The sequence below is a fragment of the Streptomyces sp. NBC_00464 genome (assembly GCF_036013915.1).
Taxonomy (GTDB): Bacteria; Actinomycetota; Actinomycetes; order Streptomycetales; family Streptomycetaceae; genus Streptomyces.
This window is the reverse complement of record NZ_CP107899.1, coordinates 2528777-2555343: the sequence shown is the minus strand read 5'-3', so window position 1 is coordinate 2555343 and position 26567 is coordinate 2528777. Positions and strand designations below refer to the sequence as shown.

Annotated in this window: 25 protein-coding genes and 1 CRISPR repeat array; of the genes, 10 read left to right on the top strand and 15 right to left on the bottom strand. The window is 70.7% G+C overall.

The features are described 5' to 3' along the window. Positions 1–2: 2 nt before the first annotated feature. Both cas1e and cas2e read left to right on the top strand, forming a co-directional pair. Complete coding sequence (gene cas1e, locus OG912_RS11130) at positions 3–980, top strand: type I-E CRISPR-associated endonuclease Cas1e (RefSeq protein ID WP_327709214.1); 978 nt, start codon at positions 3–5, stop codon at positions 978–980. Further along, complete coding sequence (cas2e, locus tag OG912_RS11125; RefSeq protein WP_327709213.1) at positions 977–1336, top strand: type I-E CRISPR-associated endoribonuclease Cas2e; 360 nt, start codon at positions 977–979, stop codon at positions 1334–1336. The genes cas1e and cas2e overlap by 4 nt, the downstream gene beginning before the upstream one ends. Before the next feature lie 93 nt (positions 1337–1429). Continuing rightward, a CRISPR array of direct repeats spans positions 1430–3532; the repeat unit is 29 nt; unit sequence GTGCTCCCCGCACCCGCGGGGATGGTCCC. A gap of 157 nt (positions 3533–3689) precedes the next feature. On the opposite strand, the gene OG912_RS11120 is transcribed toward cas2e, so the two are convergent. Then, complete coding sequence (locus tag OG912_RS11120; RefSeq protein ID WP_327709212.1) at positions 3690–4508, bottom strand: alpha/beta fold hydrolase; 819 nt, start codon at positions 4506–4508, stop codon at positions 3690–3692. Positions 4509–4578: 70 nt separating this feature from the next. After that, positions 4579–5250 carry a DUF4097 family beta strand repeat-containing protein gene (locus OG912_RS11115; protein WP_327709211.1) on the bottom strand — a complete coding sequence of 224 codons (672 nt, stop codon included), beginning with the start codon at positions 5248–5250 and terminating at the stop codon, positions 4579–4581. 226 nt (positions 5251–5476) lie between these two features. Here OG912_RS11115 and OG912_RS40045 point away from each other — a divergent pair, with 226 nt between their 5' ends. Then, positions 5477–6247 carry a helix-turn-helix domain-containing protein gene (locus tag OG912_RS40045; RefSeq protein ID WP_443060966.1) on the top strand — a complete coding sequence of 257 codons (771 nt, stop codon included), beginning with the start codon at positions 5477–5479 and terminating at the stop codon, positions 6245–6247. A gap of 19 nt (positions 6248–6266) precedes the next feature. Here the strand turns inward: OG912_RS40045 and OG912_RS11100 are convergent, their stop codons facing one another. Beyond that, entirely contained in the window at positions 6267–7028 is a 762-nt protein-coding gene (locus tag OG912_RS11100; RefSeq protein ID WP_327709210.1) for an alpha/beta hydrolase family protein, read from the bottom strand. Positions 7029–7141: 113 nt separating this feature from the next. On the opposite strand from OG912_RS11100, the gene OG912_RS11095 reads away from it, so the two are divergent. Beyond that, positions 7142–8296, top strand: coding sequence for an adenosine deaminase (locus tag OG912_RS11095; RefSeq protein ID WP_326738298.1), 1155 nt, complete (start codon positions 7142–7144; stop codon positions 8294–8296). A 134-nt stretch (positions 8297–8430) separates the two neighbouring features. Continuing rightward, the gene (locus tag OG912_RS11090) at positions 8431–8745 is read left to right on the top strand and encodes a hypothetical protein (protein ID WP_219568771.1); all 315 of its coding nucleotides are present in this window, start codon (positions 8431–8433) and stop codon (positions 8743–8745) included. 86 nt (positions 8746–8831) lie between these two features. Here the strand turns inward: OG912_RS11090 and OG912_RS11085 are convergent, their stop codons facing one another. From OG912_RS11085 to afsQ1, 5 genes are all read right to left on the bottom strand, one after another. Next, positions 8832–9041 (bottom strand): PspC domain-containing protein, encoded by a 210-nt coding sequence (locus OG912_RS11085; protein ID WP_326738300.1) that lies wholly within the window; start codon positions 9039–9041, stop codon positions 8832–8834. Positions 9042–9152: 111 nt separating this feature from the next. Continuing rightward, positions 9153–9719 (bottom strand): VanZ family protein, encoded by a 567-nt coding sequence (locus tag OG912_RS11080; RefSeq protein ID WP_327709209.1) that lies wholly within the window; start codon positions 9717–9719, stop codon positions 9153–9155. A 106-nt stretch (positions 9720–9825) separates the two neighbouring features. Beyond that, positions 9826–10443 (bottom strand): hypothetical protein, encoded by a 618-nt coding sequence (locus OG912_RS11075; RefSeq protein WP_327709208.1) that lies wholly within the window; start codon positions 10441–10443, stop codon positions 9826–9828. Then, entirely contained in the window at positions 10440–11978 is a 1539-nt protein-coding gene (locus tag OG912_RS11070; protein ID WP_327709207.1) for a HAMP domain-containing sensor histidine kinase, read from the bottom strand. The genes OG912_RS11075 and OG912_RS11070 overlap by 4 nt, the downstream gene beginning before the upstream one ends. Further along, a complete protein-coding gene (afsQ1, locus tag OG912_RS11065; protein ID WP_026249390.1) occupies positions 11975–12652 on the bottom strand; it encodes a two-component system response regulator AfsQ1 in 678 nt (225 codons plus the stop codon). Before afsQ1 ends, OG912_RS11070 begins: the two co-directional genes overlap by 4 nt. A gap of 192 nt (positions 12653–12844) precedes the next feature. Between afsQ1 and OG912_RS11060 the strand changes: the two genes are divergently transcribed. Then, complete coding sequence (locus OG912_RS11060) at positions 12845–13606, top strand: SigE family RNA polymerase sigma factor (protein ID WP_327709206.1); 762 nt, start codon at positions 12845–12847, stop codon at positions 13604–13606. Positions 13607–13854: 248 nt separating this feature from the next. On the opposite strand, the gene OG912_RS11055 is transcribed toward OG912_RS11060, so the two are convergent. Beyond that, positions 13855–14499, bottom strand: a complete 645-nt coding sequence (locus OG912_RS11055) for a uridine kinase (protein ID WP_326738305.1) — start codon at positions 14497–14499, stop codon at positions 13855–13857. A 141-nt stretch (positions 14500–14640) separates the two neighbouring features. On the opposite strand from OG912_RS11055, the gene OG912_RS11050 reads away from it, so the two are divergent. After that, positions 14641–15057 (top strand): hypothetical protein, encoded by a 417-nt coding sequence (locus OG912_RS11050; RefSeq protein ID WP_326738306.1) that lies wholly within the window; start codon positions 14641–14643, stop codon positions 15055–15057. A gap of 57 nt (positions 15058–15114) precedes the next feature. On the opposite strand, the gene OG912_RS11045 is transcribed toward OG912_RS11050, so the two are convergent. From OG912_RS11045 to deoC, 3 genes are read right to left on the bottom strand one after another with little or no spacing between them, the layout of a single operon-like run. Beyond that, positions 15115–16068, bottom strand: coding sequence for an aldehyde dehydrogenase family protein (locus OG912_RS11045; RefSeq protein ID WP_327709205.1), 954 nt, complete (start codon positions 16066–16068; stop codon positions 15115–15117). Next, positions 16061–17497: an aldehyde dehydrogenase family protein gene (locus OG912_RS11040; protein WP_327709204.1), complete on the bottom strand. Its 1437-nt coding sequence runs from the start codon at positions 17495–17497 to the stop codon at positions 16061–16063. The genes OG912_RS11045 and OG912_RS11040 overlap by 8 nt, the downstream gene beginning before the upstream one ends. A 5-nt stretch (positions 17498–17502) precedes the next feature. Then, positions 17503–18450 carry a deoxyribose-phosphate aldolase gene (gene deoC / locus OG912_RS11035; protein ID WP_326740746.1) on the bottom strand — a complete coding sequence of 316 codons (948 nt, stop codon included), beginning with the start codon at positions 18448–18450 and terminating at the stop codon, positions 17503–17505. A gap of 181 nt (positions 18451–18631) precedes the next feature. Here deoC and OG912_RS11030 point away from each other — a divergent pair, with 181 nt between their 5' ends. After that, the gene (locus OG912_RS11030) at positions 18632–19270 is read left to right on the top strand and encodes a PH domain-containing protein (RefSeq protein WP_327709203.1); all 639 of its coding nucleotides are present in this window, start codon (positions 18632–18634) and stop codon (positions 19268–19270) included. Positions 19271–19285: 15 nt separating this feature from the next. On the opposite strand, the gene OG912_RS11025 is transcribed toward OG912_RS11030, so the two are convergent. Next, positions 19286–20359 carry a terpene synthase family protein gene (locus tag OG912_RS11025; protein WP_327709202.1) on the bottom strand — a complete coding sequence of 358 codons (1074 nt, stop codon included), beginning with the start codon at positions 20357–20359 and terminating at the stop codon, positions 19286–19288. 405 nt (positions 20360–20764) lie between these two features. On the opposite strand from OG912_RS11025, the gene OG912_RS11020 reads away from it, so the two are divergent. Further along, positions 20765–22156, top strand: coding sequence for a cytochrome P450 (locus OG912_RS11020; protein WP_327709201.1), 1392 nt, complete (start codon positions 20765–20767; stop codon positions 22154–22156). 80 nt (positions 22157–22236) lie between these two features. After that, positions 22237–23841 carry a peroxidase family protein gene (locus tag OG912_RS11015; RefSeq protein ID WP_327709200.1) on the top strand — a complete coding sequence of 535 codons (1605 nt, stop codon included), beginning with the start codon at positions 22237–22239 and terminating at the stop codon, positions 23839–23841. Between the two features lie 35 nt (positions 23842–23876). On the opposite strand, the gene OG912_RS11010 is transcribed toward OG912_RS11015, so the two are convergent. Both OG912_RS11010 and OG912_RS11005 read right to left on the bottom strand, forming a co-directional pair. Then, positions 23877–24158, bottom strand: coding sequence for a hypothetical protein (locus OG912_RS11010; RefSeq protein ID WP_327709199.1), 282 nt, complete (start codon positions 24156–24158; stop codon positions 23877–23879). Positions 24159–24231: 73 nt separating this feature from the next. Further along, complete coding sequence (locus OG912_RS11005) at positions 24232–26421, bottom strand: acetoacetate decarboxylase family protein (RefSeq protein WP_327709198.1); 2190 nt, start codon at positions 26419–26421, stop codon at positions 24232–24234. Positions 26422–26567 lie beyond the last annotated feature (146 nt).

Below are 26567 nucleotides of genomic sequence, written 5' to 3'. Positions count from 1 at the left end.
CGATGGCAACCGTTTCCCAGCGCACGGCGCTTACTCCGCGCCACCTCACACGTGTAGGTGACCGCCTGTCGTTCATCTATTTGGAACGCTGCACGGTTCACCGGGATGCCAACGCCATCACCGCAGAGGACACGGAAGGCACCACCCACATCCCCTCGGCGACCATAGGCACTCTGCTGCTGGGACCCGGGACCCGGATCACGCACCAGGCGATGAGCGTCCTCGGGGAGACCGGCGCTGCCGTGGCCTGGGTCGGGGAGCAGGGCGTGCGCTATTACGCGGGTGGCCGAGCCCTGACGCGTTCGTCAGCACTTGCAGAGGCTCAAGCGATTCAGTGGGCGAACACCCGCAGCCGCTTGTCGGTCGCCCGCGCGATGTACCGGTTGCGCTTCCCGGACGAGGATCCGGCGGGACTCACCCGCAAGGGACTGCTCGGTTGTGAAGGGCGTCGTGTGAAGGATTGCTACCGGGCGGAAGCGGCACGCACCGGTATCAAGTGGCGCGGCCGCAAGTACACCCCGGGGGACTTCTCTGCCGGTGACCCGGTCAACCAGGGAATCACGGCCGCTGCGCAGTGCATGTACGGCATCGCCCACGCGGTGGTGTCATCACTCGGCTGCAGCCCGGCCCTGGGATTCGTACACTCCGGCCACGAGCTGTCCTTCGTGCTCGACATCGCCGACTTGTACAAGACGGAAGTCGGCATCCCGCTGGCATTCGATGTGGCTGCGGAGGGTGAAGAGGATATTGCGTCCCGCACCAGACGGGCATTGCGCGATCGCATCAACGAGCTTTCTTTGCTCGACCGTTGTGTCGACGACATCAAGGGTCTGCTTCTCCAGGGCGACACGGACGAAGCGATGTCCAACGACCGTGATGTTGTCACGCTCCAGAGTGACGGCGGCCGTGTAGTAGCGGCAGGTCGTAACTACGGGGAGTCGGATGCGGGGATGGGCGAGGGCGGGGCGTTGCTCTGGTGACAGTGATCGTGCTGACCAACTGTCCCGCCGGCTTACGGGGGTTCCTCACGCGCTGGCTCCTGGAGATCTCCGCAGGCGTGTTCATCGGCAATCCGTCGGCGAGGGTCCGCGACGTTCTGTGGGCCGAAGTTCAGGAGTATGCGGACCAAGGCCGCGCGCTGTTGGCCCACACGACCAACAATGAACAGGGTTTCACCTTCCGGACGCACGATCACAAGTGGCACCCACTCGATCATGAGGGCCTGACACTGATGTGCCGGCCGGGCGTGGACGCGGAGTCGAGGCAGAAGCAGCCCGACGGCGCGAAACCTGGCTGGAGCAGGGCGTCGAAGAGGCGTCGGTTCGGGAGGGGGTGAATGTCGTCGATGCGGGGTTACGGAGAATTGTCGGATTCGGTGAAAGTGGTAAGGAACCGTTCGTTCCCCTCGTAAAACTGCAGGTCACGGAGAGTGCTCCCCGCACCCGCGGGGATGGTCCCCGGGCTTCCCGCTCCGCCCGCTGGTAGGCGTCGTGCTCCCCGCACCCGCGGGGATGGTCCCACGGCGTAGTACTCCTTTCCGAATCGTGTGTCGTGCTCCCCGCACCCGCGGGGATGGTCCCCAGCGTCCCCGGTACATCCGTGCTCGGCACCGGTGCTCCCCGCACCCGCGGGGATGGTCCCCAGCGTCCCCGGTACATCCGTGCTCGGCACCGGTGCTCCCCGCACCCGCGGGGATGGTCCCGCTCCAAGGCAGTTGCCCGAGAAGTGAAGCGAGTGCTCCCCGCACCCGCGGGGATGGTCCCATTTTCATCATGGGGGCCGTCGCGATCGTGGGGTGCTCCCCGCACCCGCGGGGATGGTCCCTCACCCGATCCCCCGCTACCGTCCATCCCCGTGTGCTCCCCGCACCCGCGGGGATGGTCCCCGTGCGGTTCCCCGCCGCCAACGGCCAGTAGCGTGCTCCCCGCACCCGCGGGGATGGTCCCGGGTGGCGGGTGGACCTGCACGAAGGGTTCACGTGCTCCCCGCACCCGCGGGGATGGTCCCGCGCCGGAGACGGCGCGGGGCGGAGCATCCGCGTGCTCCCCGCACCCGCGGGGATGGTCCCCACCGACGGCCGCACCAATCACACCGACGATGGTGCTCCCCGCACCCGCGGGGATGGTCCCATGGGCCTCGTCCACGCCCCTGAGTACCCCGAGTGCTCCCCGCACCCGCGGGGATGGTCCCGCGTACGGCAACGCCGTTGCCTGGCGCTGGTCGTGCTCCCCGCACCCGCGGGGATGGTCCCGCGTACGGCAACGCCGTTGCCTGGCGCTGGTCGTGCTCCCCGCACCCGCGGGGATGGTCCCGCGTACGGCAACGCCGTTGCCTGGCGCTGGTCGTGCTCCCCGCACCCGCGGGGATGGTCCCAGAAACGGATTGGGTGGACAGGCCGGCCGGGAGTGCTCCCCGCACCCGCGGGGATGGTCCCCTGCACGTGCTGTATCGGCCATTCCGCTTTCCGTGCTCCCCGCACCCGCGGGGATGGTCCCTGGACTCGACCGGAGTTGCGGTAGGCCGGGTCGTGCTCCCCGCACCCGCGGGGATGGTCCCTCGAGGCTCTTGGTGACGTTGGCTTCGTAGTAGTGCTCCCCGCACCCGCGGGGATGGTCCCCACACCATCGACTACGAAGAGGTCGAGGACTGGTGCTCCCCGCACCCGCGGGGATGGTCCCGCGGGCGATCAGACACAGGCAGTCCCCGTGCGGTGCTCCCCGCACCCGCGGGGATGGTCCCGGATCCGTACACGCCGCCCGCTACACCGAAGCGTGCTCCCCGCACTCGCGGGGATGGTCCCGACGACGTTCCCGAGGGTCTGAGGCACGAACAGTGCTCCCCGCACCCGCGGGGATGGTCCCTCCTTCGTGCCAATGGTGTTGTACGACGCGAAGTGCTCCCCGCACCCGCGGGGATGGTCCCAGCGATACCCATACGGGGGCTGCCTGCGGGGTGTGCTCCCCGCACCTGCGGGGATGGTCCCCGCATACGAGGGCGACGGATGTGGTGCAACCTGTGCTCCCCGCACCCGCGGGGATGGTCCCTCCACCCAGGGTGTCCCGGCCGCCGCGACCGAGTGCTCCCCGCACCCGCGGGGATGGTCCCGAGGACCGAACATGAGCAGCTCCACCCTCGCCGTGCTCCCCGCACCCGCGGGGATGGTCCCCTCGACCGTGGCCGACACCCTCAGCTCAAGCCGTGCTCCCCGCGCCCGCGGGGATGGTCCCTCGGCCTGCTCCCAGCCCTCCAGCTCAGGCTGGTGCTCCCCGCACCCGCAGGGTTGGTCCCTGAACCTCGTAAGCCGGACCTTCGACGAGGAGGTGCTCCCCGCACCCGCGGGGATGGTCCCGGGCGGTGTCGACGTCAGGCGGGCGCGACACCGTGCTCCCCGCACCCGCGGGGTTGGTCCCCAGGCCAGCATCACCCCCTTGGTCAGGCGGAGGTGCTCCCTGCATCCGTGGGGATGGTCCCGAGGGCAAGTGGATCGACATCACCGCGGTGTTGTGCTCCCCGCACCTGCGGGGATGATCCAGCTGTGATGCGCTGCCGCAGTTCGCCAGCCGCGCTCCCCCCGGGGCGGTCCCACCCGGGGGAGCGGTGCTCGAAGCCGAGCCGCTGCGCTCCCCACCCCGGGCAAGGTCGCCCTTGGCCTCCTCCACCAGATGGGCTCGGAAACCGTCCCCGTCCCTTCACCGCGGCCCCTGGCCAAGGCCGGCGACCTCGCGTACCGCCTCGGCGACGGCCAGGAAGTCCTTCTTCAGGATCGCGTCGTGGTTGCTGGTGACCTTCGCGCTGATCTTGATGTGTGTGTTGCGGGCGACCACGCCGTCGAGGCTGGCGCGGATGAGTTCCTGTTCGTCGCCCTTGCTTCCGAGGGAGTTGCCCGACGCGACCACGTAGCGCGCCGGGACGCTGATGCTGTCCAGTACGGGGCCCAGTTCGCGCTCGCGGGCGAGCTTGCCGAGTTCGATGTTGCAGTCCGCCATCTCGGTGGCGTTCATGCGCGGCGTCAGGCCCGTCGGGCGCAGCAGTGGCATGAAGAGGTTCAGCCGGCGGAAGGTCTTGCGGATGCGCTGTTCCATGGCCTCGTCCAGCCAGTCGTGCGGCTGGGCGCCTTCGACCATGACGACGCCCAGGGTGCGGTCGGGGTTGCGGGCGGCCCAGTGTGCTGCGACGAACGCCCCGTAGGACCAGCCGACCACGAGCGCCTGGTCGATACCTCTGGCCGCGAGTACGGCGTCTACGTCCCGGACTGCGGCCTCGAAGGAGTAGTCCGCGGAGCGCTTCGACTTCTTGCCGCGGGCCCGCTCGTCGTAGGTGATGTGCCGCCACTGCGGGCCCAGTTCGGCGATGACCCGCCGCCAGTAGCCCTGGGTGGCGAACTGGCCGTTGAGGTAGATCACGGGGATTCCGGAGCCGCCGGTGTCCGTCACGGCCAGGGCCGTGTCGTCGACCGGCACCATGCCGGTCCACGTCGAACCGGTCGAGGAAGGGCTGTTCTTCGTCATGTGGTTCTCCTGGTCGTGTGCGTGTGGGGCGCGTGCTTGGTACGGCTCTTCGAAGGCCCCGGCGAGGGCCTTACAGGCTGTGGGCGGTGATGTCGCCGTGGTCGGTGGTTGCCCGGATGTTCAGCCCGGCCGTGGCGCCTTCGGTGTTCTTCAGGGTGTTGTCGATCCGGCCGTAGCCGGTGCCGGCGTCCAGCGCGGCGGAGACTCCGCGGGCTGCGCCGACCGTCACGTCGCCCGTCCGGGTGCGCAGCACGAGCGTGCCGGAGGTGGCCTCGGTGATGTGGATGCTGCCCTGCTGGGTGCTGATCTCCGCGGCGCCGGTGAGGCGGCCGACCGTGATGTCGGCGGCGTGGGCGGTGATGTGCACGTTCGCGGCCTCGTCGATCCTGACCGTGCCGTGCGCGCCCTCGCAGGTGACGTCGCCGAGCCGTCCTACGCCGCGGAACTCGGCGCTCGCCGACTTCGTCTCGATGCGGGAGCCGGCGGGCAGTTGGACGGTCACCTCGATGGATCCGGATGCGCCGAGGATCTGGTTCTTCTCTGCCGGGGCGTTGATCCGCAGGGTGCCGTCGGCGTATTCGGCCGTGGTCTGCTCGGCCGCCTTCACGTCGCGGCCCTTGGAGGCGTCGGCGGGCAGGACGGTGACGGTGGTGTCGGTCCGGTCGGCGGCGATGACCTGGATGCGGCCGGCGGCGATGTCCACCAGGGCGGAGATGGTGGTGGGGGTGTCGAACTTCTGCATGGTGCTCTCCTCGTGTGCGTTCTTTGTTTCTTACAACGGAAAAGCTACGTTGCGTTCGAGGATGTGGCAACGAGATTTTTGCGTCCAACTCCCTTAATTGCAGGTCGGAGTGCGGATTTCGTTGCAATGGATTTGCGGCTAACGCAATGACGAGGCGGCAGCCCGTTGCATTGAGGTGACGGTGAACGCTACGTTGGTGCCACCACGGACGACGAAGGGGGCCGCGATGCCGGGAGGCAGACTCACCCAGCAGGAACGCCAGCAGATCGCACTGGGGCTGGCCGACGACCTCGCCTATGCGGAGATCGCCCGGCGGCTCGACCGCCCCACCTCGACGATCACGCGTGAGGTGATGCGCAACGGCGGCCCCGCCGCCTACCGTGCCGACGCGGCCCACCGCGCCACCGAACGCCGCGCCCACCGGCGCAAGCACGCCCAGCCCCGAGGGCAGGGGGCGCCGGTGCCGGCCGACGGGCGTGACGACGAGGCCGTGCGTGCGTACGAGGAGGCGTTCACCACCCTCCTGATGCAGCAGGGCCTTCCGAGGATGACGGCTCGGGTGCTGACCTGTCTCTTCATCGCCGACGCGGGCAGCCTCACCGCGTCCGAACTCGTCCAGCGCCTCCAGGTCAGCCCGGCATCCGTCTCCAAGGCGATCGGGTTCCTCGAAGACCAGGGTCTCGTCCTGCGTAAACGCGACGAACGCCGCCGCGAGCGCTACTTCGTCGACGACGACGTCTGGTACCGGTCGACGATCGCCAGCGCCCAGGGCACCGCCCTGATCGCCGAGACCGCACGGCAGGGCGTCGGCATCCTCGGCCGCGACAGCCCCGCCGCTGCCCGCCTCGAAAACATCGCCCGCTTCAGCGACTTCATCAGCGAGAGCATCCTTCGGGCCGCGGAGCAGGTCCGCGAGATCCTCCACACGAAACCCGAAGCGGGCTCGGGCGGCGGCACTGCCGAACCCGAACCCGAACCCGACGCGGACCGCGGTTAGGACACCGCGCGCCCGCCGCTCACCGCCCCAGCGACTCCCCGAACCCCGCAGCCAGCGGCATCCGCAGCCCCAGCGGCGGCGGGGCCGCCAGTGCGTCGGCGACCGGGCGGGCGTACCCCCGGCCGAAGAGGGAGCCGCGGACGAAGTCGGCGGCCAGGGAGGCGACTTCGGAGTGGTGCTGGCGTAGTGCGTGGCCGTCCGAGTGGACCTCGAAGCGGCAGGTGTTGCGGTTGGACTTCTTGGCGCGTTCGGCGAGGCGGAAGGAGAGTTCGGGGTCGCAGCGGGCGTCGTTCGTGCCGTGGACCAGCAGGACCTGACGGCCGACCAGGTGTTTCACCGGTTCCGGTTCGGCGTCCGGGTCGCCCGGCAGCCAGGGGGCCATCGCGAGGACCGAGGTGACGGCCGGGTGGCCGCCCGCGCGGAGGGCCGCGCGGCCGCCCATGCCGTGGCCCGCCAGGCAGACCGGGATGTCGCCGTAGCGGCGTACGACCTCGTCCACCGCCCATTCGGCGTCCGCCGCGAGGTGGGCGTCCGAGGTGTTCCAGCCGCGGCAGCGGTAGTGCACGACGTGGGCGGCGAGGCCGTCGTCGCCGCCTGCGCGGGCCAGGGAGCGGGCCAGGGGGAGCTGTAGGGCGTAGGAGAGGGAGGAGGGGCGGCGGTGCGAGTAGGGCTCGCCGTCCGGGAGCAGCAGGACCACGCCGCTGACCGTGGTGGATTCTCCGGCCGTCCGGACGGCCCGTCCCAGCCTTGCAGCAGGCAGGGGGAGTGCGCGCTGTGCCATGACGCAACAGTGTCAGAAGGGCAGGTGTACGCCACCCGTATTCGCGGTCTCTGTTACGTATCGGCGAGCCGTTCCCCGCAGCGCTCTACGCGCGTAGGCGCTAGAGTGCGTGGATGATGAGCCCGACCCTCAATGTGCCCGGCCAGGATCAGATCCGGCGTGCCCCCAAGGTCCTTCTCCACGATCACCTCGACGGCGGCCTGCGCCCCGGGACGATCGTCGAACTCGCCGCCGCGAACGGATACGACGGACTTCCGGAGACCGATCCCGACAAGCTCGGCGTCTGGTTCAGGGAAGCCGCCGACTCCGGGTCGCTGGAGCGGTATCTGGAGACGTTCGCCCACACCTGCGCCGTCATGCAGACGCGTGACGCGCTGGTCAGGGTCGCCGCCGAGTGCGCCGAGGACCTCGCCGCGGACGGTGTCGTCTACGCCGAGATCCGGTACGCGCCCGAGCAGCACCTGGAAGCCGGTCTGAGCCTCGAAGAGGTCGTCGAGGCGGTCAACGAGGGCTTCCGTGAGGGCGAGCGCCGGGCCCGCCGGGACGGCAACCGGATCAGGGTGGGCGCGCTGCTCACCGCGATGCGGCACGCCGCGCGTTCGCTGGAGATCGCGGAGCTGGCCAACCGCTACCGCGAGCAGGGCGTCGTCGGCTTCGACATCGCCGGCGCGGAGGCGGGCTTCCCGCCCACCCGGCACCTCGACGCCTTCGAGTACCTCAAGCGCGAGAACAACCACTTCACCATCCATGCGGGTGAGGCCTTCGGCCTGCCGTCGATCTGGCAGGCCATCCAGTGGTGCGGTGCCGACCGGCTCGGCCACGGCGTCCGCATCATCGACGACATCGAGGTCGCGGAGGACGGCAGTGTGAAGCTCGGCCGCCTCGCCTCCTACGTACGGGACAAGCGCATCCCGCTGGAGCTCTGCCCGACCTCCAACCTGCAGACCGGTGCCGCGGCCTCGTACGCCGAGCACCCGATCGGGCTGCTGCGCCGGCTCCACTTCCGGGCCACCGTGAACACGGACAACCGGCTGATGAGCGGTACGAGCATGAGCCGGGAATTCGAGAAGCTGACCGAGACATTCGGATACACGCTCGATGACATGCAGTGGTTCACCGTCAATGCGATGAAATCAGCATTCATTCCTTTCGATGAACGTCTGGCGATGATCAGCGACGTCATCAAGCCCGGATACGCCGAGCTGAAGTCCGAATGGCTCTTCGAGCAGACCGCTGCGACCAGCGTTTCTACCTCGGTCGCCGGCTGAACAGCCGCCTTCGGGAAACGGCCGGGAATGTGATTCCCGGCCGTTTTCCGCGTTTTTCGATGTTTGCGGGACGGGCGGGGGGCTGACTACGTTCAAGAGCCGCTCACATCCCCTTCCCCAAGGATGAATTTCACATGAAGCAGTCTGCTGCCAGGACTCTCGGCGTCGCCGCTCTCGGTGCCGCTTTCGCCGCTGCCGCCGCCGGTACCGCGTCGGCCTCCGCGCTGCCGCTGGACGCTGCCACCAGCGCCCTGCCCGTCGCCGGCGCGCTGGCGAACGCCACGTCGACCCTGCCGGTCCAGGACACCGCCACCGAGCTCCTCGGCACCAGCCAGACGAAGGTCCTGGGCGACGTCGCCGCCCCGGCCAAGGGCCTCCTCGGCGGCATGCCCGCCGGTGGTCTGACGACCAGCGGTCTGTCGGCCAACGGTCTGCCGCTCGGCCGCTGACGCGCCGGCTTCACACCTGCCTGTGGGCGGACACCCGGTATCGGGTGCCCGCCCACAGGTGTATCCCACAGGTGTACGTACGAGAACTACCAGGCGGTCGCGGTGGTCGACGACGCCTTCTCCTCGGGGAGCAGCAGCCACAGCGCCAGGTAGAGCAGGAACTGCGGGCCCGGCAGCAGGCACGAGACGACGAAGATGACGCGCATGGTCCTCGCGGAGGTGCCGAAGCGCCGTGCCAGCGCTGCGCACACTCCGCCGAGCATGCGTCCGTCACGAGGGCGGGCAAGTGCGGCCATGGTGGGCTCCTTCGCGAACCGTTGCTGGGAAGCGGTCCGTTGCTGAGGGAGCGTTCCGTTGCGCTCCCGATGTATCCAGGATGGCTCGCGCAACGGGGGCAAAGCGTCGCTCTACGGGGCGATGCCGACCCTGGAAATCGTCGGGGTCGATCCCTGAGGGGCCTCATGGCCGGTGGTCCCGGTGGTCCCGGTGGGGGGAAGCACTCGGATCCGCCGCTGCTTGCGGCGGCGCAGCCGTGCCCGCCAGGCCGGCACGACCAGGACGTGGGCGAGCGCGACGCCGACGGTGTTCAGGATCAGCGAGTCGACGTCGACGACCTGGCCGGGCACTCCGGTCTGGCCCAGTTCGATGGCCAGCGAGATCAGTGCGCCGGCGGCGACGGTACGGGTCAGTGAGGCCCACGGCGAGACGAAGAGGCGGCCCCCGGCGAGCGGCAGCAGCACCCCGAGCGGTGCCAGCAGCAGGAGTTCCTTGCCGATGCGGCGGGCGGCGGTGGCCGGGCCGAGGGAGAGGTCGGCCTTGATGCCGGCGAACGGCTGGAGGTTGGCGGCGGTCATCCACGGCACGTCCAGCGGGCGCAGAGTCAGCCACCCGACGAGCAGCAGATGCGCGAGGAGCAGGGACACTCCGACCGCGCGGAAGCGGATGACGGCTTGGCCGCCCGAACCTTGACGCACGAAACCCAAGACGCGGGCGGCGGCAGGATCGGTTCCGCTCGGGCGGGGGAGACCTGGCTCACCCCGCCCGAGCGAGCCGCACGGCGGGGCCCCGTACCGGTCCCGCTCAGTGCAGCAGGGCCGTGCCCGTCGTCGGTACGGCCTTCGGGCTGGCCTTCGTCTCCGTGGTGCACAGGTAGGCGCGCGGCGCGTAGCTGCCCGGGCCGCCGAGCACCACCGAGCCGTCGGGGACGAGCGATTCGCTCTCGGTGTACGTACAGACGATCTGTGCCAGGGCCTCGGACGGCAGGTCCTCCGGCTGCTCGCTGAGGCGCAGCGTGCCCTTCGGGTCGCCCGCGCGGGGGCCGCCGACCCGGAGCGCCGCGGGTACGTGGGTGGAGAAGCCCGCCTGCCGCTCGGCGGCGGGCGGTTCCTCGCGCAGTTCGTCCAGGAGGGCGCGGGCGATCCGGAGCCGGTCCGATGTCGCCTCCTGGACCTGGACCGTGCGGTCCACGGTGACCAGTTCAGAGGCGCAGACCAGATAGACCTGTACGGGGATGCCCTGCTGGGCCTGGGTGGTGATGTCCTCCGCAGGCATCGTGCACGGAACCTGGGACGGGGCCGGGCCGGCGTCGACGGGTACCGAGGTGGTCCTGATCCCGCAGCCCGCCGCCAGTACGGCGCAGAGCGCGGCACCGGCCAGGGCTGCGGCGGGGCGGCGGCCCCGGCGTTCGCTGGGCGTCACGTCGCGTCGTCCTCCTGGTCCGGGATCTCGGCGTCGTGACCCTCGGTGGTGCCGTCCAGCGCCTCGGCGTCGCGCGGCAGTCGCAGGACGAACACCGCGCCGTCCCCGTCCGGCGAGTTCGCGGCGGTGATGTCGCCGCCGTGGATGTGCGCGTTCTCCATGGCGATCGAGAGCCCCAGACCGCTGCCCTCGGAGCGGGGGCGGGAGGCGCTGGCCTTGTAGAAGCGGTCGAAGACGTGCGGCAGCACGTCCTCGGGGATTCCGGGCCCGTGGTCGCGCACCTCGATGACGAGGTCGTCGCCCTCGGTCCGTACCGCGACCCGCACCGGCGAACCGCCGTGCTTCAGCGCGTTCCCGATCAGGTTGGCCAGGATCACGTCCAGCCGGCGCGGATCGAGGCGGACCATCATGCCGCGCTCGGCGTCCAGGTCCACCGCGTCCAGCCAGGCGCGGGCGTCGATGCAGGCGGTCACCTGGTCGGCGACGTCGACGGTGTCGAGGACGAGGCGGGCCGTGCCCGCGTCGAAGCGGGTGACCTCCATCAGGTTCTCCACCAGGTCGTTGAGGCGCCGGGTCTCGCTGACCACCAGGTGCACGGCGGGCGCGATCATCGGGTCGAGGTTGTCGGCCTCGTCCTCCAGCACCTCGGCGACGGCGGTGATCGCGGTGAGCGGGGTGCGCAGTTCGTGCGACATGTCGGCGACGAAGCGGCGGCTGGACTCCTCCCGCGCGCTCATGTCCGCGACCTTCTTCTCCAGGGAGCTCGCGGTTCTGTTGAACGTACGGGAGAGGTCGGCCAGTTCATCGGTGCCGGACACCACGAGGCGGGTGTCGAGCTTGCCTTCGCCGAGCTTGCGGGCGGCGTCGCCGAGCCGCTGCACGGGACGCAGCACCGTCGTCGCCGCGGCCTGCGCGAGCAGGGCGGAGCCGACCAGAGCCAGCGCGGTGGCGATCCCCAGTGACCAGGCGAGGGAGTTGAGGTCCTGCCGTTCCTGGTCGAGCGACTTGAGCATGTAGCCGGTCGGGCCGCCGCCGATGATCTTCGTACCGGCGACGAGATAGGGCGTGCCGCGGATCGATATCCGCTGCCAGAACAGGTGGTACTGGTACTTGTTGCCGTCCTTGACCGGTTGCTTCTTGTCGACCTGCTTCCGCAGTGACGCCGGTACGTTGTCGAGGGTGAACGTGTCCAGGTCGGAATTGCCGACGATCGGCTTGCCGGGATCGCGCTCGTCGATCAGCAGCACGCTGTAGCCGGGGCTGCTGCTCGCCATCTGCACGGCGGCGGTCTGCAGGTCCTCCTTGGTGGGGCGCAGCGGCAGCGAGGCGGCCCGGCTCTGCATCTCCTGGCGGAAGTCCCCGAGCGCGGAGTCCTGCGTACGGGTCAGCACCGCCTCGCGGTTCAGCCAGTACGCGATCCCGGACGCGGACACCGCGGCGGTCAGCGCGACCAGCGCGAACACGACGACGAGCCGCAGCCGCAGGCTGGTCCAGCGGAGCCCGGCGAGCAGGCTCCGCCGCACAGCCGTACTCACTGCGGCGAGTCCAGCCGGTATCCCACGCCCCGCACGGTACGGATCAGGGTCGGCGAGGACGGTACGTCCTCCACCTTCGCGCGCAGCCGCTGGACGCAGGCGTCCACCAGACGGGAGTCGCCGAGGTAGTCGTGCTCCCAGACCAGGCGCAGCAACTGCTGCCGGGACAGGGCCTGGCCGGGCCGGCGGCTCAGCTCCAGCAGGAGGCGCAGCTCGGTCGGTGTGAGCTGCAGGTCCTCCCCGTCCTTGGTCACGGTCATGGCGGAGCGGTCGATCACCACATTGCCGAATGTGGCGGAGTCCGTGGACTCGCGCTCGCCGCGGCGCAGCACCGCGCGGATACGGGCGTCGAGCACCCGGCCCTGCACGGGTTTCACCACATAGTCGTCGGCGCCGGACTCCAGTCCGACGACGACGTCGATGTCGTCGCTTCGCGCGGTGAGCAGAATGATCGGCAGCTGGTCGGTGCGCCGGATGCGCCGGCACACCTCGAAACCATCGATCCCGGGCAGCATCACATCCAGCACGACCAGGTCGGGCCGCTGCTCGCGCAGCAGGTTGAGGCCGTCCTCTCCCGTCGCCGCGGTGGCCACACGGTGGCCCTGGCGTGACAGCGAGAGTTCGAGGGCCGTGCGGATGGCGTCGTCGTCCTCGATCAGCAACAGGAAAGGCACGCTGGTCATTCTGACCCATGGGGGAGCCCTAGTTCGACAGTTGGTGCCCTCTCATACATCCGGCAGCCCCGAATCGTGTCGGCGCCGGGCCCTGTGACAGGTCTGTGACAGTCAGCGGACAGGGCCATGAAATCGCCCCGGCAAGCTCGTTGACACAAGGAACGGACGGACTCCACCGATGGGGGGCGCGAGATGAACACAACGCACAGCATCACCACGAGCGCAGTTGTCACGCGTCTCCACGACGTCGGGCGGAGCACCGAGAAGTCCGGCGCCGCATTGAACGGGCGGGGGTGCGTTCGAGGCGCCGGGCGTCAGCACCCGTCGTACATGACGGTGGTCGACGCACCTGCCGCCACGGGGGCGGGCAACGGGGGAAGCGCGTACGGGGAGGTCACGGGGGAGCGGCAGGCCCCGGCGCAGGCCGAGAGCGCCGAAGCGGCGTTCACGGCCTACGTCCGGGAGCGCCGCGCCTCCCTGTACGCCACCGCCTATCACCTGACCGGTGACCGGTTCGAGGCCGAGGATCTGCTGCAGAGCGCCCTCTTCTCGACGTACCGGGCATGGGACCGGATCAGTGACAAGGCGGCGGTCGGCGGCTATCTGCGCCGCACCATGACCAATCTGCACATCAGCGCCTGGCGCAGGCGCAAGCTGAACGAATACCCGACCGAGGAGCTGCCGGAGACGGCGGGCGACACGGACGCGATGCGCGGTACGGAGCTGCGCGCCGTGCTCTGGCAGGCGCTGGCGCGACTGCCCGAGACACAGCGCACGATGCTGGTCCTGCGCTACTACGAGGGCCGTACGGACCCGGAGATCGCGTCCATCCTCGACATCAGTGTCGGCACGGTGAAGTCCAGCATCTGGCGGTCGCTCCGCCGGCTGCGTGAGGACGAGGTCCTCAGCTTCGGCCGTGACGAGGAGGAGTCCTTCGGCGAGCTGGTGGCCTGAGGCAGCGGGGGGAACGGGGATACGGGGGAATCGGGGCCGCCGCTTCGGGGGAAGTGGCGGTGTACGGGGGAACGGGGCCGCCGCCTCGGGGGAGGCGGCGGTGTACGGGGGAAACGGGATCGCTGTCTCGGGGGAGGCGGCGGTGTACGGGGGAAGCTGAGGGGTCGGACGGGCCGGGGGGTCTTGTCCGGCCCCTCAGTGCGTGTGCGGGGGGTTCGGGGGCGCTGCCCCCGGACCCCCCGCTCCTCTCAGACGCCGGAGGGGCTGTTCTTGGCAGGCGTCCGGCACCGGCCCGCCGCGGCGGCGGCCAGACGGCCCAGGGCCTCGGCCTTGCCGCAGGGGTACGCCCCCAGCTCCGTCTGGCGCGCCACGATCCGGCGTTCGGCCCGCATCAGCCGCCAGCCCCGCCGCAGCAGGAACGGCACGGACTTGCGGCCTTCGCGCAGATCCCGCAGCAGCCGGCGGCGGAACGTCGTCGACGGGCGGCCGCGCAGGCACAGGGCATCCGCCAGGAGGCCCAGCGACTGACAGCGCTCGACTATGTCGGCGGCGAAGATCCCCTCGGCCACGAAGAGCGGCGTGCGCTCGATGTGGAAGCCCTCGTGTCCCGTACGGGAGCTGGTCGAGATGTCGTAGACCGGCACGTCGGTGCGTCCGGTGCGGCACAGTTCCGCGATCGCGGCGACCGCCGCGTCGGCGTCCCAGGACAGCGCGGAGTCCCAGTCGATGTCCGTGCTGTCGGTGACGAGCGGCAGCGTGGGGTCGCCCGCCTCCTTGTAGAAGTCGTCCAGCCGCAGCACCGGAAGTCCGGTACGGGCGGCCAGGGAGGACTTGCCTGAGCCGGAGGGGCCCGCCAACAGGACAACGCGGGTCGAAATCGCATGGGAACTCACGGGACACAAGTGTGAGGCATTGACCCGCACAGGGGATCCCCGGAGGTCTGGTTGGTATCCGGCATCACACCTCAACTACTCTGTGCACTCAACCGATTACTCGATTGATGGTTCGAATCGGCCCGATCAGGTGGGAACTTCATGGCACGTCACGCACTTTCCAAGTCCCGGCGCCGCACGCTGCTGCGGGCCGGCCTGACCGTCACCGCTGTGGGTGCCGCGCTCGGTGCGGGGGGTGCGGCGGCCCAGGCGGCCCCGCTGCCCCTCGTGCAGGCGTCGGGTACGGACACCAGCCTCGGCGAGGCGAGTGAGGCCGCCGGTGGCGCCGTCACCGGGGCGCTCGGTCACTCGCTCGGCAGCGGCATCGCGCCCGTGACGCATCTGCGGCTCGACCCGCTGGCCGGCACGGGTGTGGACCCGCTGGACAACGCGGTGGGGACGCAGGTCGCCGACTTCAAGCCGGTCTCCACCGCCCTCGTCACCGACCCGGTGACCAGCGGCGGCGCGCTGAAGGACCTGCCCGTGGTGGGTCAGGTCGCGGGGCTGCTGCACGGCTGACGCGGAAGCGGCCCGTGCCCCGGGACTCCCGGGGCACGGGCCGCTGTCGTATCCGTGTCAGTACGAGGAGCCCGACACGCCCAGCGCGCCCGTCGGGTGCCAGACCGTCTTGGTCTCCAGGAACGCGGTGAGCCGGCGCGTGCCGGGATCGGCGGACCAGTCGGCACCGTCACCGTCCACAGCCTGTGGATGAGCGGCGCTGTGCGTCTCCTTCTCGGGGTGGTGGCGGGCGACGGGTGGGCGGGAGACCCGCTTCAGGTTGTCGGCCGCCGCGATCTCCAGCTCCTTCGCCAGTTCCGCGTCCGCCCCCGTCAGGTCGATGCCGTTCACGTCCTGGTGGGAGGCGAGCGGCGTGGCGATCTCCGCCGTCTTCCCCGACAGGATGTTGACGACTCCGCCCGGCAGGTCCGAGGTGGCCAGCACCTCGCCCAGCGACAGCGCGGGCAGCGGGGACTCGGCCGAGGCCACGACGACCGCCGTGTTGCCGGCCGCGATCACCGGCGCGAGCACCGAGACCAGGCCCAGGAACGACGACTCCTGCGGGGCGAGGACGGTCACGACCCCGGTCGGTTCGGGGGTCGACAGGTTGAAGAAGGGGCCCGCGACCGGGTTCGCCCCGCCCACGATCTGGGCGATCTTGTCCGTCCAGCCCGCGTACCAGACCCAGCGGTCGACCGCCGCGTCCACGACGGCCGCGGCCTTGGACTTCGACAGTCCCTCGGCCTCCGCCACCTCGCGGACGAACTGGTCCCGGCGGCCCTCCAGCATCTCCGCGATGCGGTAGAGGATCTGGCCGCGGTTGTACGCGGTCGCGCCCGACCAGCCGCCGAACGCCTTGCGGGCGGCCACGACGGCGTCACGCGCGTCCTTGCGGGAGGACTGGGGGGCGTTCGCCAGCCAGTTGCCCTTCGAGTCCGTCACCTCGTACACCCGGCCGCTCTCGGAGCGGGGGAACTTGCCCCCGACGTACAGCTTGTAGGTCTTGAAGACGCTCAGTCGCCCGTCAGACATCGAGGTAGGCCTCCAGACCGTGACGGCCGCCTTCGCGGCCGAAGCCCGACTCCTTGTAGCCGCCGAACGGCGAGGTCGGGTCGAACTTGTTGAACGTGTTGGCCCAGACGACGCCCGCCCGGAGCTTGTTCGCCACCGCGAGGATGCGGGAGCCCTTCTCCGTCCAGATGCCGGCCGAGAGGCCGTACTGGCTGTTGTTGGCCTTGGCGACCGCCTCGTCCGGCGTACGGAAGTTCAGCACCGACAGGACCGGGCCGAAGATCTCGTCGCGGGCGACGGTGTGCGCCTGGGTGACGCCGGTGAACAGCGTCGGCGCGAACCAGTAACCGGCCGACGGCAGCTCGCACGGGGCCGACCAGCGGTCCGCGCCCTCGGCCTCGCCGGTCTCGACGAGCGCGGTGATCCGGGAGAGCTGCTCCTCGGAGTTGATCGCGCCGATGTCGGTGTTCTTGTCCAGCGGGTCGCCGAGGCGCAGCGTGGACAGCCGGCGCTTGAGCGAGTCCAGCAGCTCCTCCTCGATCGACTCCTGTACGAGGAGCCGCGAGCCCGCGCAGCAGACCTGGCCCTGGTTGAAGAAGATGCCGGTGACGATGCCCTCGACGGCCTGGTCGACGGGGGCGTCGTCGAAGACGATGTTGGCGCCCTTGCCGCCCAGCTCCAGCGTGGCCTTCTTGCCCGTGCCCGCGATCTGGCGGGCGATGGCCTTGCCGACCGCGGTCGAGCCGGTGAAGGCGATCTTGTTGACGTCGCCGTGCTCGACGAGGGCCGAGCCCGCGTCCCCGTAGCCCGTCAGGATGTTGACGACGCCCTTGGGCAGCCCGGCCTGGCGGCAGATGTCCGCGAAGAAGAGCGCGGACAGCGGGGTCGTCTCGGCGGGCTTGAGCACCACCGTGTTGCCGGTGGCGAGCGCCGGGGCGATCTTCCACGCGAGCATCAGCAGCGGGAAGTTCCACGGAATGATCTGGCCGGCCACGCCGAGCGGACGCGGGTTCGCGCCGTAGCCCGCGTGGTCCAGCTTGTCGGCCCAGCCCGCGTAGTAGAAGAAGTGCGCGGCGACCAGCGGGAGGTCCGCGTCGCGCGTCTCCTTGATCGGCTTGCCGTTGTCCAGGGTCTCCAGGACGGCGAGCTCGCGGCTGCGCTCCTGGATGATCCTGGCGATCCGGAAGAGGTACTTGGCGCGCTCGGAGCCGGGCAGCGCCGACCACTTCTCGAACGCCCGGCGGGCCGCCTTCACGGCCCGGTCCACGTCCGCGGAGCCTGCCCGCGCGACCTCGGAGAGCACCTCCTCGGACGACGGGCTGACCGTCTTGAAGACCTGGCCGTCGGCCGCGTCGGTGAACTCACCGTCGATGAACAGGCCGTACGAGGGGGCGATGTCGACGACGGAACGGGATTCCGGCGCCGGTGCGTACTCGAATGCAGATGCCATGGGAATCAGTCCACCGTCACGTAATCGGGGCCGGAGTAACGGCCGGTGCTGAGCTTCTGGCGCTGCATCAGCAGGTCGTTCAGCAGGCTGGAGGCGCCGAAGCGGAACCAGTGGCTGTCCAGCCAGTCCTCGCCCGCCGTCTCGTTCACCAGGACCAGGAACTTGAGGGCGTCCTTGGAGGTGCGGATGCCGCCGGCCGGTTTCACGCCGATCTGGATTCCGGTCTGCGCACGGAAGTCGCGCACCGCCTCCAGCATCAGCAGGGTGTTCGCGGGGGTGGCGTTGACCCCGACCTTGCCGGTCGACGTCTTGATGAAGTCCGCGCCCGCCAGCATCCCGAGCCAGGAGGCGCGGCGGATGTTGTCGTACGTGGACAGCTCGCCGGTCTCGAAGATCACCTTCAGGCGTGCGGAGCCGCACTCCGCCTTCACGGCGAGGATCTCCTCGTACACCTTCAGATAGCGGCCTGAGAGGAAGGCGCCGCGGTCGATCACCATGTCGATCTCGTCGGCCCCGGCCGCCACGGCGTCGCGGACGTCCGCGAGCTTCACGGCGAGCGCGGCGCGCCCGGCCGGGAAGGCCGTCGCGACGGACGCCACCTTCACGCCCGAACCGGCCAGGGCGGCGACCGCGGTCGCCGCCATGTCGGGATAGACGCAGACCGCCGCGGTGTGCGGGGTCGTGCGGTCGCTGGGGTCGGGATGGACGGCCTTGGCGGCGAGCGCGCGGACCTTGCCCGGGGTGTCCGAGCCTTCCAGCGTCGTCAGGTCGATCATCGAAATGGCGAGGTCGATGGCGTACGCCTTGGCCGTCGTCTTGATCGAACGGGTTCCGAGGGAGGCGGCGCGCGCTTCGAGGCCGACGGCGTCGACGCCGGGCAGCCCGTGCAGGAAGCGGCGCAGCGCACTGTCGGACGCCGTCGCGTCGGCGAATGCGGGAGCAGTGGTGGGCATGGTCACCAGATGAGCATATCTACGCGCGTAGCGGCCTGTACAGGGGCCCCGGCCGTTCGCGCATCGCGCGGCGCCGACAGATGAGGCGAACGCCTGCCCGAAACGGGGTCCGGCAGTCTCCGTACGCGTGTCCGGGCGGCCGCCCCCGCGTCCGGCGCGCGCGTCAGGCAGAATCGGGCTCATGACGAGCCCCACGCCACCCTCCGAGCCCACCTACGCCGACCGGACGTTCCGGTCGCCCGCCGGGCTGGTCGGGGGCGCCCTGCTGCTCCTGCTCATCTGCTGGATCGCCGGCGACGCCGCGATCCGGGGCGAGGGCCGTGTGCCGTGGCTGTCCCTGGCCGGGCTGCTGACCGTGGTGCCGCTGGTGGTCGCCTTCAGCCTGCGGCCCGTGGTGTTCGCCAACGACGAGCGCATCCGGATCCGCAACCCGTTCCGGACGATCACGCTGCCGTGGACCGACGTGGCGGATGTCCGGGCCGGGTATTCGAGTGAGCTCTTCACGCGTGACAACGAGAAGTTCCAGCTCTGGGCGGTCCCGGTGTCGCTGCGGCAGCGGAAGAAGGCTGCCCGTCACCAGACCAGGCAGTCGATGGACGACCCGTACCGCAGGACGTCCGTCACCGCCGACGTGCGCGACACGAAGGCGCGTACGGCGGCCGCGGACCAGACGGTCGTGGACCTGAGGGAGCTGGCCGAACGCGCGGGCGACAAGCCCGTGGCCGGGGGCACCGTCAAGTCGGTGCGCTGGGCGTACGAGGTCATCGCACCGGCGGTGGCGGGCGCGGTGCTGCTGGTGGTGCTGGGCGCGATCGGCTGAGGCGGCCGTCCCGGATCACTCGTCCTTGATCAGGGTCCACCACCAGGCGATGCTGGCGATCGGCAGCGGCTGGTCCGCCTCCCGCTCGTCGAAGGGTGAGGCGGCGCTGCCGGCCGGAAGGTCGGCGGGGTTCTCCGGATTGACGTAGCGGTTGGTGGTGAGGGACCAGTCGTAGTCGGCCCGGATCCAGTGGTCGCAGTCGGTGATCCAGCGGTGGAGCTCGGGTTCGGCGTCGTGCAGGATCTGGTCGCGCAGGCGCAGGTAGAGGGCCATGGCGCGGGTGTGCATCATGGCGGTCTCGCGGACCGCTTCGGCGAGGGAGCATTTCTGCTCGTACGCGATCAGGTCGACGATGTTCCCGTATCCCTCCTGGCTGCGCTGGCGCTCCTTGTGGTACGAGACCAGGTCGTTGGACCAGCCGATGACCGAGGCGAAGACCTCGACGAATCCGCGGACGTCGTGACGCTCGTAGTCGGCCGCGGGGAGGTCGTATCCGTGGATGATCTCGCTGAGGGTCGAGAAGATCTTGACCGCGGAGGAGTCGAGCCGGACCGCCAGATGGTCGGAGAGGCTCGGGATCCGCTCGTGGGCGCTGTTGGCGGCCATCCAGACCTGGCCCTGGAGGTAGGCGCGGAAGGCGGCGGCCCAGCGGGCGGTCTGCACCGGTGTGGTCAGGTTGTCGAGCCGCAGACGCAGCTCGCGCAGGGCGGCGCTGTAGCTGTCCTCGGCGGGGGTGGCCCAGGGGACTTCGACGATGCGCTGAAGCCTGGTGATGATGAGCAGGGTGGCGTCCGGTGATGTCGAGACCGGTCCCTCGTCGCAGTACTCGTCGTCGAAGGCGAACAGCCACATGAGGAAGTCCGACGTCCACTGCAGGGCCGCGGGCCGCCCGGACGGGGCGCCGCGGCTGGTTATCTCTCCGACGGAGATACGTGTCAGCCGTTCGCGCTGCGCCCGGTCGGAGTACAGGCCGAACCGATCGAGCCAGGCGGCCGAGCGGTCGTCGATCTCACGCCAGCCCGGGTGGATTCCCGACGGGAGTGGAACCCACAGCTGAGGGATCTTCGGTGCTGAAGCTGGGGAGGTCATTACCACCCTTTCGAGTGCACTTCTTCATTACGCTGAGTTTCGGAAGCTATCAAGGTGTAGCGGGAACAGGTACAGCCGTTTTCGGCCGGGTTGGCCTGCGGGTGGTGCCCCTTCCGTCAGGGGATCGGGTATTTCTGGCCATGTCTCCGCCGCTTCGAAACCGCGGACGTGCTTGATCGCGCCCCGTTCGTGATCGGTCATCCCCGATGCGTAGTTGGCCCGAAAGTGACTCTTGCGTGTTCGGATCCGACCGGTTTCGCGGCGCAGTGAACGGGCCCCGCCGGTACGGGACTTGGTGGCGTCCGCCCGTCACCGGAAGCTCGCGGTCCGCGGACGGGGGCACCCGGATGCGCTGTAGGCATGCGGGCGCCCCGGGCGCGTGTCTGAATGATCGGGTGCGCAGTCGTGCGAGCCGTTTTCGGCGTCGCGCCGTCCGTGGAGCGGCTCGCGCACGCCTCCGGCTTTCCCTCCCCCTCTCAGGCGGTCATCACCGTGGACTTCCTCGCCGCGTACGACGCGGTCCCCGAGACAGACGTGCCGCGGCGGATCGAGCTGCTCCGTCAGAAGACGGTCACGGACAAGGCGGGGCTCTTCCGGGAGCTGCGTGCGGCCCGGCCCGTGTTCGCCACCCCCCTCGGCGTCTTCGTCACCCGGCATCCGGACGTCCTGGAGGTGCTGTCCACCCCGGAGGTCTTCACCGTCGGCGTCCTCGGGCCCGCTCTCGAAGAAGTGCTGGGCGCCCCGTTCGTCCTCGCCCGCGACGGCGCGGACGTGCACTGGCGCGAGCGCGGGTACGGGCAGATGGTCCTCGCCCCCGAGGACGCGCCCCGGGTGCGCGCCCTCACCGCTTCCCTCGCCGACGCCGTCCTGGACGCAGCCGTGGCAGGAGCCGCCGGGCGAGGCAGCGACACGTTCGACCTGATCCAGGACTACGCCTGCCTGGCGGCCGCCCGGGTCGCCGTCGAGTACCTCGGCTTCGACGGCATCCCCGAGGAGATGCTGCACACGCACTCGCGCCGGATGCAGTGGGCGTTCGCGGTCAACCCGGGCGGCGACCCGGACGTGCACGCGGCGGGCACCGCCGCCGGCAAGGAACTGCACGACCGGGTGGCCGCCCTCATCACCCGGCGCCGGGCCGCGTCCGCCGGGGCAGACGGGACGGACGGCCCCGACGACATCCTCGGACGGATGCTGCGCACCCGGCTGCCCGCCGAGTTCGGCTTCGACGACGAGCGGATCAACGCCAACCTGGTCGGCTATCTCACGGGCTACCAGCAGAACGCCACCCAGTGCGCGGCCACCGCGCTCAAGGAACTGGCGCTCCGCCCCGAGGTGCTCGCCGAGGCCGAGCGGGCGGCGGCCGAACCCGACCCCGCGCGCTTCGACGCGTACGTCTGGGAGGCGCTGCGCTTCCACCCCTTCGTGCCGGCCACGCCCCGCCTGTGCGTACGCGACCACGTCCTCGCGGCGGGCACGCCGCGCCGGACGCCGATTCCCGCGGGGACCCCCGTGGTGGCCTGCCTGTACTCGGCCATGTTCGACGAGGACGTGATCGACGCCCCCACCGAGTTCCGGACCGGGCGGCCGCCGTCGCACAACCTCGTCCTCGGGTACGGCGCCCACGACTGCGTGGGCAGGTACGCGGCGTCCGTGATCGTTCCGGAGCTGGTGCGACGGGTGCTGCTGCGCCCCGGCATCCGGCCGCCGGCCGGCGGCGAGCAGACGATGGACTACGCCGGGACGCCCTACCCGCAGCACTACGCGGTGGCGGCCGGCCCGGTCTCCGGCGGGCGCTGAGCCACCCGGCCCGCTCGTTGTCGCGCCCACCCGGTCCACGCGTTGCCGCGCCCATCCGTCCGACCCCGTCCGGAGGACCCATGACCACCACCACCGCCTCCACCCGGCCCCAGGCGCAGACCACCGGCCGGGACCCGTCCAGGGACGGCTGGCGCAACCGCTTCGAGTCGCACCTGCTGACCCACTACGGTCCGATGTGGCGCATGGTGCACAGCAGGAAATCGCTGCACCGCCGGGTGAACTCCACCTTCACCGACCTCGCCGTGCTCAAGGCCCCGACCCGGCCCAACCCGCTGAGCACCAAGAGCCCGTACACCTCCTGGCCGTCGCTGACCGACCGTTCCTACGTCGGGCGGCACCTCCCCCCGCTCGCGGACCCGCACCCCGCCCGGCCGGCCCTGGACACGGTCACCGAACTGTTCCGGCGCAGCGGCCCCACCCGCCCCTGCGAGCGCTCCAGTTCACTGCTGCCCGCCTTCGCCCAGTGGTTCACGGACGGCTTCCTGCGCGGTCACGGAGCCACCGGCGACCCGCGCAGGACCGACTCCCCGCACACCCTGGACATGTCCCAGCTGTACGGAGACGGCGAGGAGGCCACCGCATGCCTGCGGGCCTTCGAGGGCGGCAGGCTGAAGAGCCGCACGGTCAACGGCGGCGAGTTCCCGCCCGCGCTGTGCGAAGGCGGAGAGATCAAGCGTGAGTTCGCCGCGCTCAAGCCGGTCCGCTTCGACGAAGTTCCCGGTCAGCTCCGCGACACCCTGTTCGCCTGCGGCGGCGACCGCGTCCACGCGCACATCGGGCCGATGGTCATGAACGTCCTCTTCCTGCGCGAGCACAACCGGGTCGCCGGCGTCCTCGCCGCAGCGCACCCGGACTGGGACGACGAGCGGGTCTTCCAGACCACCCGGAACACCCTGGTGGTGATGATGATCCGGGTGATGCTGGAGGAGTACATCAACCACATCACGCCGTACCACTTCCGATTCGTCCTCGACCCGGTCCGTACCGACAAGGGGGTGTGGCACCGGGAGAACTGGGCGACCATCGAGTTCAGCCTGGTCTACCGGTGGCACAGCCTGATCCCCTCCACGTACGCGATCGGCGGCCAGGACGTACCCCTGGCAGCGACCGTCGCCAACGGGCAGCTCGTCCTGGACCGGGGCCTCGGGCCGCTCTTCCAGGACCTCTCCCTCCAGCCCGCGGGCAGATCAGGACTGTTCAACACCGACCCGCTGCTGCTCCCCATCGAGGCGAAGAGCATCGCCGTGGGCCGGGAGCTCGGGCTGGCCCCGTACAACGACTACCGCGCGTACTACGGCTTCCCCCGCGTCACCGACTGGCAGCAGATCTCCGGCGATCCGCAGGTCTGCGAGGGGCTGCGGGACACCTACGCGAGCGTGGACGGCGTCGAGCTCTTCGTCGGCCTGTTCGCCGAGGAACCCGGTCCCGGCGCCATCTTCGGCCGGCTGCTCGAACGCGTCATCTCGGTCGACGCCTTCTCCGAGGCGCTCAACAACCCGCTGCTGGCACCGCGCCTGTTCAGCCCGTCGACCTTCTCGGCCGAGGGGATGCGGATCATCCGGGAGACCCGCGGCTTCTCGCAGCTGGTCCACCGCAATCTGCCGGAGGACGACGGACGGTACGTCGTCTCGCTCGCGGCCCCCACGGCCGCCCCGGGCGCCTGAACGTTGCCGCCCGCACGGGCTCGGGCCGGGAGGCCTCAGCCCGGCGCCGGGGCGGTTCCGGCGTGCAGGTCCAACGCCGCCGCAGCGGTGCGGAGTTGGTCCGCGGCGACCAGGCACGACAGTGCCTGGCGTTCCAGGGCGGGGCCGCTCCAGTCCGGGGCTTCGTCCAGGCCGCCGAGGGTCGCGGCGGTGGCGCGCAGGGTGCGCGCGTACTCCTCCATCCTGGCGGCGTCGGCCCGCAGCGTGCCGGCGAGGCCGGGCAACGTGCCGGGGGCGGTCACGGCGGCCGGGTTCCGGCCGGGGATACCGGTCACCATCGGTTTCACCTGTCCTTCGGTGTCCTGGGGGCTGGGCTGTCTGCGCGTGCTGTCCCGGGCCGTCCTGGGCTGCTCAGCGCGGAAGTTCGGCGCCGGCGCTCCGGCGGGCCATGAAGTCGTGGCAGGTCAGCACGGACCGCGGCCTCGCGGAGTCCAGGCCGAGCCGGTGCAGCTGCTCCGCCAGCGGGTGCGTGTGCGGGCCCACCCGCAGCCGGACGCGCGGTGCGGGGTGGACCCGCGGCCTGCCGTGGTTGCGGACCTGGATGCGCAGGGTCCGGTCGCCCCTGCGGCCGTAGAGCACCCAGTCCGCGTCGGGGCAGCGGATGGCGGGGCCCAGTTCGCCCGCCAGCCGGATGCCGGGCCCCGCCGCCCCGACACTGATGTTCCGGCCCAGCAGGTCGACGTCGAGGGGGGAGACGGATGCCTGCTGGCCCCAGATGTCCGCGGCCACCGCGCGGGCCTCCTCGGTGGAGACCGCAAGACCGACGACGTAACGCCCGGTGCGGCGCAGGTCCATCGCGCGTGTCAGGTCGAGGGCGAGGTCGTACGGGTGCGGCCGCCACAGGTCGTTGACGATCACCGACAGGCCGATCTCGCTGTACGGGCCGATGGTGGTGCACCGGTGCTCGTACACCGAAAGCACCGCGAGTGCCCGCCGCCCGAGGCGCGCCGGCATCATCCAGGTGACGTCGGGGAGCAGGCTCCTCGCCGCCTCCGCGTCGACGGGGAAGAACGCGTGCGCGGCGGTCGAGTCGTAGTAGCGCACGGGGGTGTCCACCGGACCGGCGGAGGTCGCCACCGGGGCGGTGGGCACGGCCAGGAACGGATAGCCCAGCGGTGGGTTGGCCCGGTCCTTGAGCTGGTAGGACTGCGTGCGCAGCACCTCGCCCCGGTAGGGCGCGAGTGCCTCGTCGACATGCAGGGCGGCGTCGGCGATCACCGTTTCCAGGTCGTGGATGTAGGTGCCGAGCATGTGACTCAGGGGGAACTCGTGGGTCGGTCCGATGTAGTCGACCTCGTACCAGTCCGGGTGGGGGTCGAAGGCGGAGCCGGCCGCCCTGCCGTCGAGGATGGGCACGATGTCGTGCTGGTTGGTGATCGTGGCCGCCCAGGTGCGGGGATCGGCGGGCTTCTTGTGGTCCACCGGGGAGCCGACCGCGACGACATGGGTGACCCGGTAGGTGCGCGAGAACTCCTCGCTCTGGGCGAGGTTCATCACGGCGATGCCGCCTTCGCTGTGACCGATCAGCGCGACGTCCGCCCCGCCGGGTATGCCGTAGTGGTCGATGGCCTGGAGGATCGACCGGGTGTACGGGGAGTCGGCCATGAACAGGTTGCGCCACGCGCCCACGAAGTCCTGGGGCGAGTCGTTACGGGGCCGGCCCGGTGCCATGCCCGGGGCGTGCACGACGTGCCGGACCGTGCCGTCCGGGCCGCGGACGTCCTGGATGAGGATCCGGCCGTCGGTGGACAGCAGGTCGATGTTGCGCAGGAACCCCAGGAACGAGCCCCGGGCGCTCAGGCGCGGGAGCTCCCGCGCGGTGAGTTCGACGGGGTCGGCCGCGCCCTCGCCCCGGTCGAGTTCGCACAGGTGCGACGCCCTGATCCCCTTCAGCGGATCGGCGCTGAGCTCACGGCCCGTCGCCAGCGCCCAGCCGGTCTCGTCGTTCATCGGGTCTTCGTCCAACAGGGCCCTGATCGCGAGGAGTTCGGCCGTGATCGGGGCGAGTGCGGACAGGGCCTGCTGAGCTCCGCGGCTCTTGAACAGGGCGCGCAGCGCACGCAGTGAGGCCAGGTCGCGGTCGGCCGTGACCGCGTCGACGACCCGGCGCATGCCTGCGTCCCGGACGAGTTCGGGATGGTCGAGCAGGACCGCGTTGATCCGCAGCCGCAGCGAGGTCACGGCGATCAGTGCGGCCAGGCTCTCCCGGCCCAGGATCTCGCCGCCCTGCCCCAGCAGTCGCCCCGCCCCGCGTTCCGCGGTGAGGGCGGAGCCGAGGCCCTGCTTGCTCATGAGGACGCGCAGGGTGGCCCACTGGGCGGGCATGCCGGTGCGCGGGCGTCTGCGGGCGGAGGCGCGGAACTCCTCGTTCAGGAGCACGGCCGTGGTGCGCGCCGACACGGCGCGGACACCCTCGGCGACCGCGACCACGTCGCGCGCGCACCGGCGCAGCAGTTCCCTCGCCGGAACGGCCGAAGGAGCGTCCGGACCGTCCGGCCCGTCCGGCGTCTGCGACACGTCCGCGGGGGGGTGCTCGGCCATCAGGATGGTCCCTTCGCCGACCGGGACCCCGCTTCGGCCGGGCCCGTACTCAGACCACCCCATCTTTGGCCGGTCGGTCGGCGGACGCACATCGGAACGGCGGGCGGCGGTTGGTGCGTGCGAGTGATCCCCGGGTGCCGCTCCCT

What these genes read in the sequence shown, in the direction of transcription:
- OG912_RS11045 (WP_327709205.1), bottom strand. Translation starts at nt 16,068, where the DNA reads ATGTCTGACGGGCGACTGAGCGTCTTCAAGACCTACAAGCTGTACGTC.
- OG912_RS11100 (WP_327709210.1), bottom strand. Translation starts at nt 7,028, where the DNA reads ATGGCACAGCGCGCACTCCCCCTGCCTGCTGCAAGGCTGGGACGGGCC.
- OG912_RS11005 (WP_327709198.1), bottom strand. Translation starts at nt 26,421, where the DNA reads ATGGCCGAGCACCCCCCCGCGGACGTGTCGCAGACGCCGGACGGGCCG.
- OG912_RS11015 (WP_327709200.1), top strand. Translation starts at nt 22,237, where the DNA reads ATGACCACCACCACCGCCTCCACCCGGCCCCAGGCGCAGACCACCGGC.
- deoC (WP_326740746.1), bottom strand. Translation starts at nt 18,450, where the DNA reads ATGCCCACCACTGCTCCCGCATTCGCCGACGCGACGGCGTCCGACAGT.
- cas1e (WP_327709214.1), top strand. Translation starts at nt 3, where the DNA reads ATGGCAACCGTTTCCCAGCGCACGGCGCTTACTCCGCGCCACCTCACA.
- OG912_RS11025 (WP_327709202.1), bottom strand. Translation starts at nt 20,359, where the DNA reads ATGACCTCCCCAGCTTCAGCACCGAAGATCCCTCAGCTGTGGGTTCCA.
- OG912_RS40045 (WP_443060966.1), top strand. Translation starts at nt 5,477, where the DNA reads ATGCCGGGAGGCAGACTCACCCAGCAGGAACGCCAGCAGATCGCACTG.
- OG912_RS11090 (WP_219568771.1), top strand. Translation starts at nt 8,431, where the DNA reads ATGAAGCAGTCTGCTGCCAGGACTCTCGGCGTCGCCGCTCTCGGTGCC.
- OG912_RS11095 (WP_326738298.1), top strand. Translation starts at nt 7,142, where the DNA reads ATGATGAGCCCGACCCTCAATGTGCCCGGCCAGGATCAGATCCGGCGT.
- OG912_RS11050 (WP_326738306.1), top strand. Translation starts at nt 14,641, where the DNA reads ATGGCACGTCACGCACTTTCCAAGTCCCGGCGCCGCACGCTGCTGCGG.
- OG912_RS11010 (WP_327709199.1), bottom strand. Translation starts at nt 24,158, where the DNA reads ATGGTGACCGGTATCCCCGGCCGGAACCCGGCCGCCGTGACCGCCCCC.
- OG912_RS11060 (WP_327709206.1), top strand. Translation starts at nt 12,845, where the DNA reads ATGAACACAACGCACAGCATCACCACGAGCGCAGTTGTCACGCGTCTC.
- OG912_RS11085 (WP_326738300.1), bottom strand. Translation starts at nt 9,041, where the DNA reads ATGGCCGCACTTGCCCGCCCTCGTGACGGACGCATGCTCGGCGGAGTG.
- OG912_RS11040 (WP_327709204.1), bottom strand. Translation starts at nt 17,497, where the DNA reads ATGGCATCTGCATTCGAGTACGCACCGGCGCCGGAATCCCGTTCCGTC.
- OG912_RS11115 (WP_327709211.1), bottom strand. Translation starts at nt 5,250, where the DNA reads ATGCAGAAGTTCGACACCCCCACCACCATCTCCGCCCTGGTGGACATC.
- OG912_RS11120 (WP_327709212.1), bottom strand. Translation starts at nt 4,508, where the DNA reads ATGACGAAGAACAGCCCTTCCTCGACCGGTTCGACGTGGACCGGCATG.
- OG912_RS11030 (WP_327709203.1), top strand. Translation starts at nt 18,632, where the DNA reads ATGACGAGCCCCACGCCACCCTCCGAGCCCACCTACGCCGACCGGACG.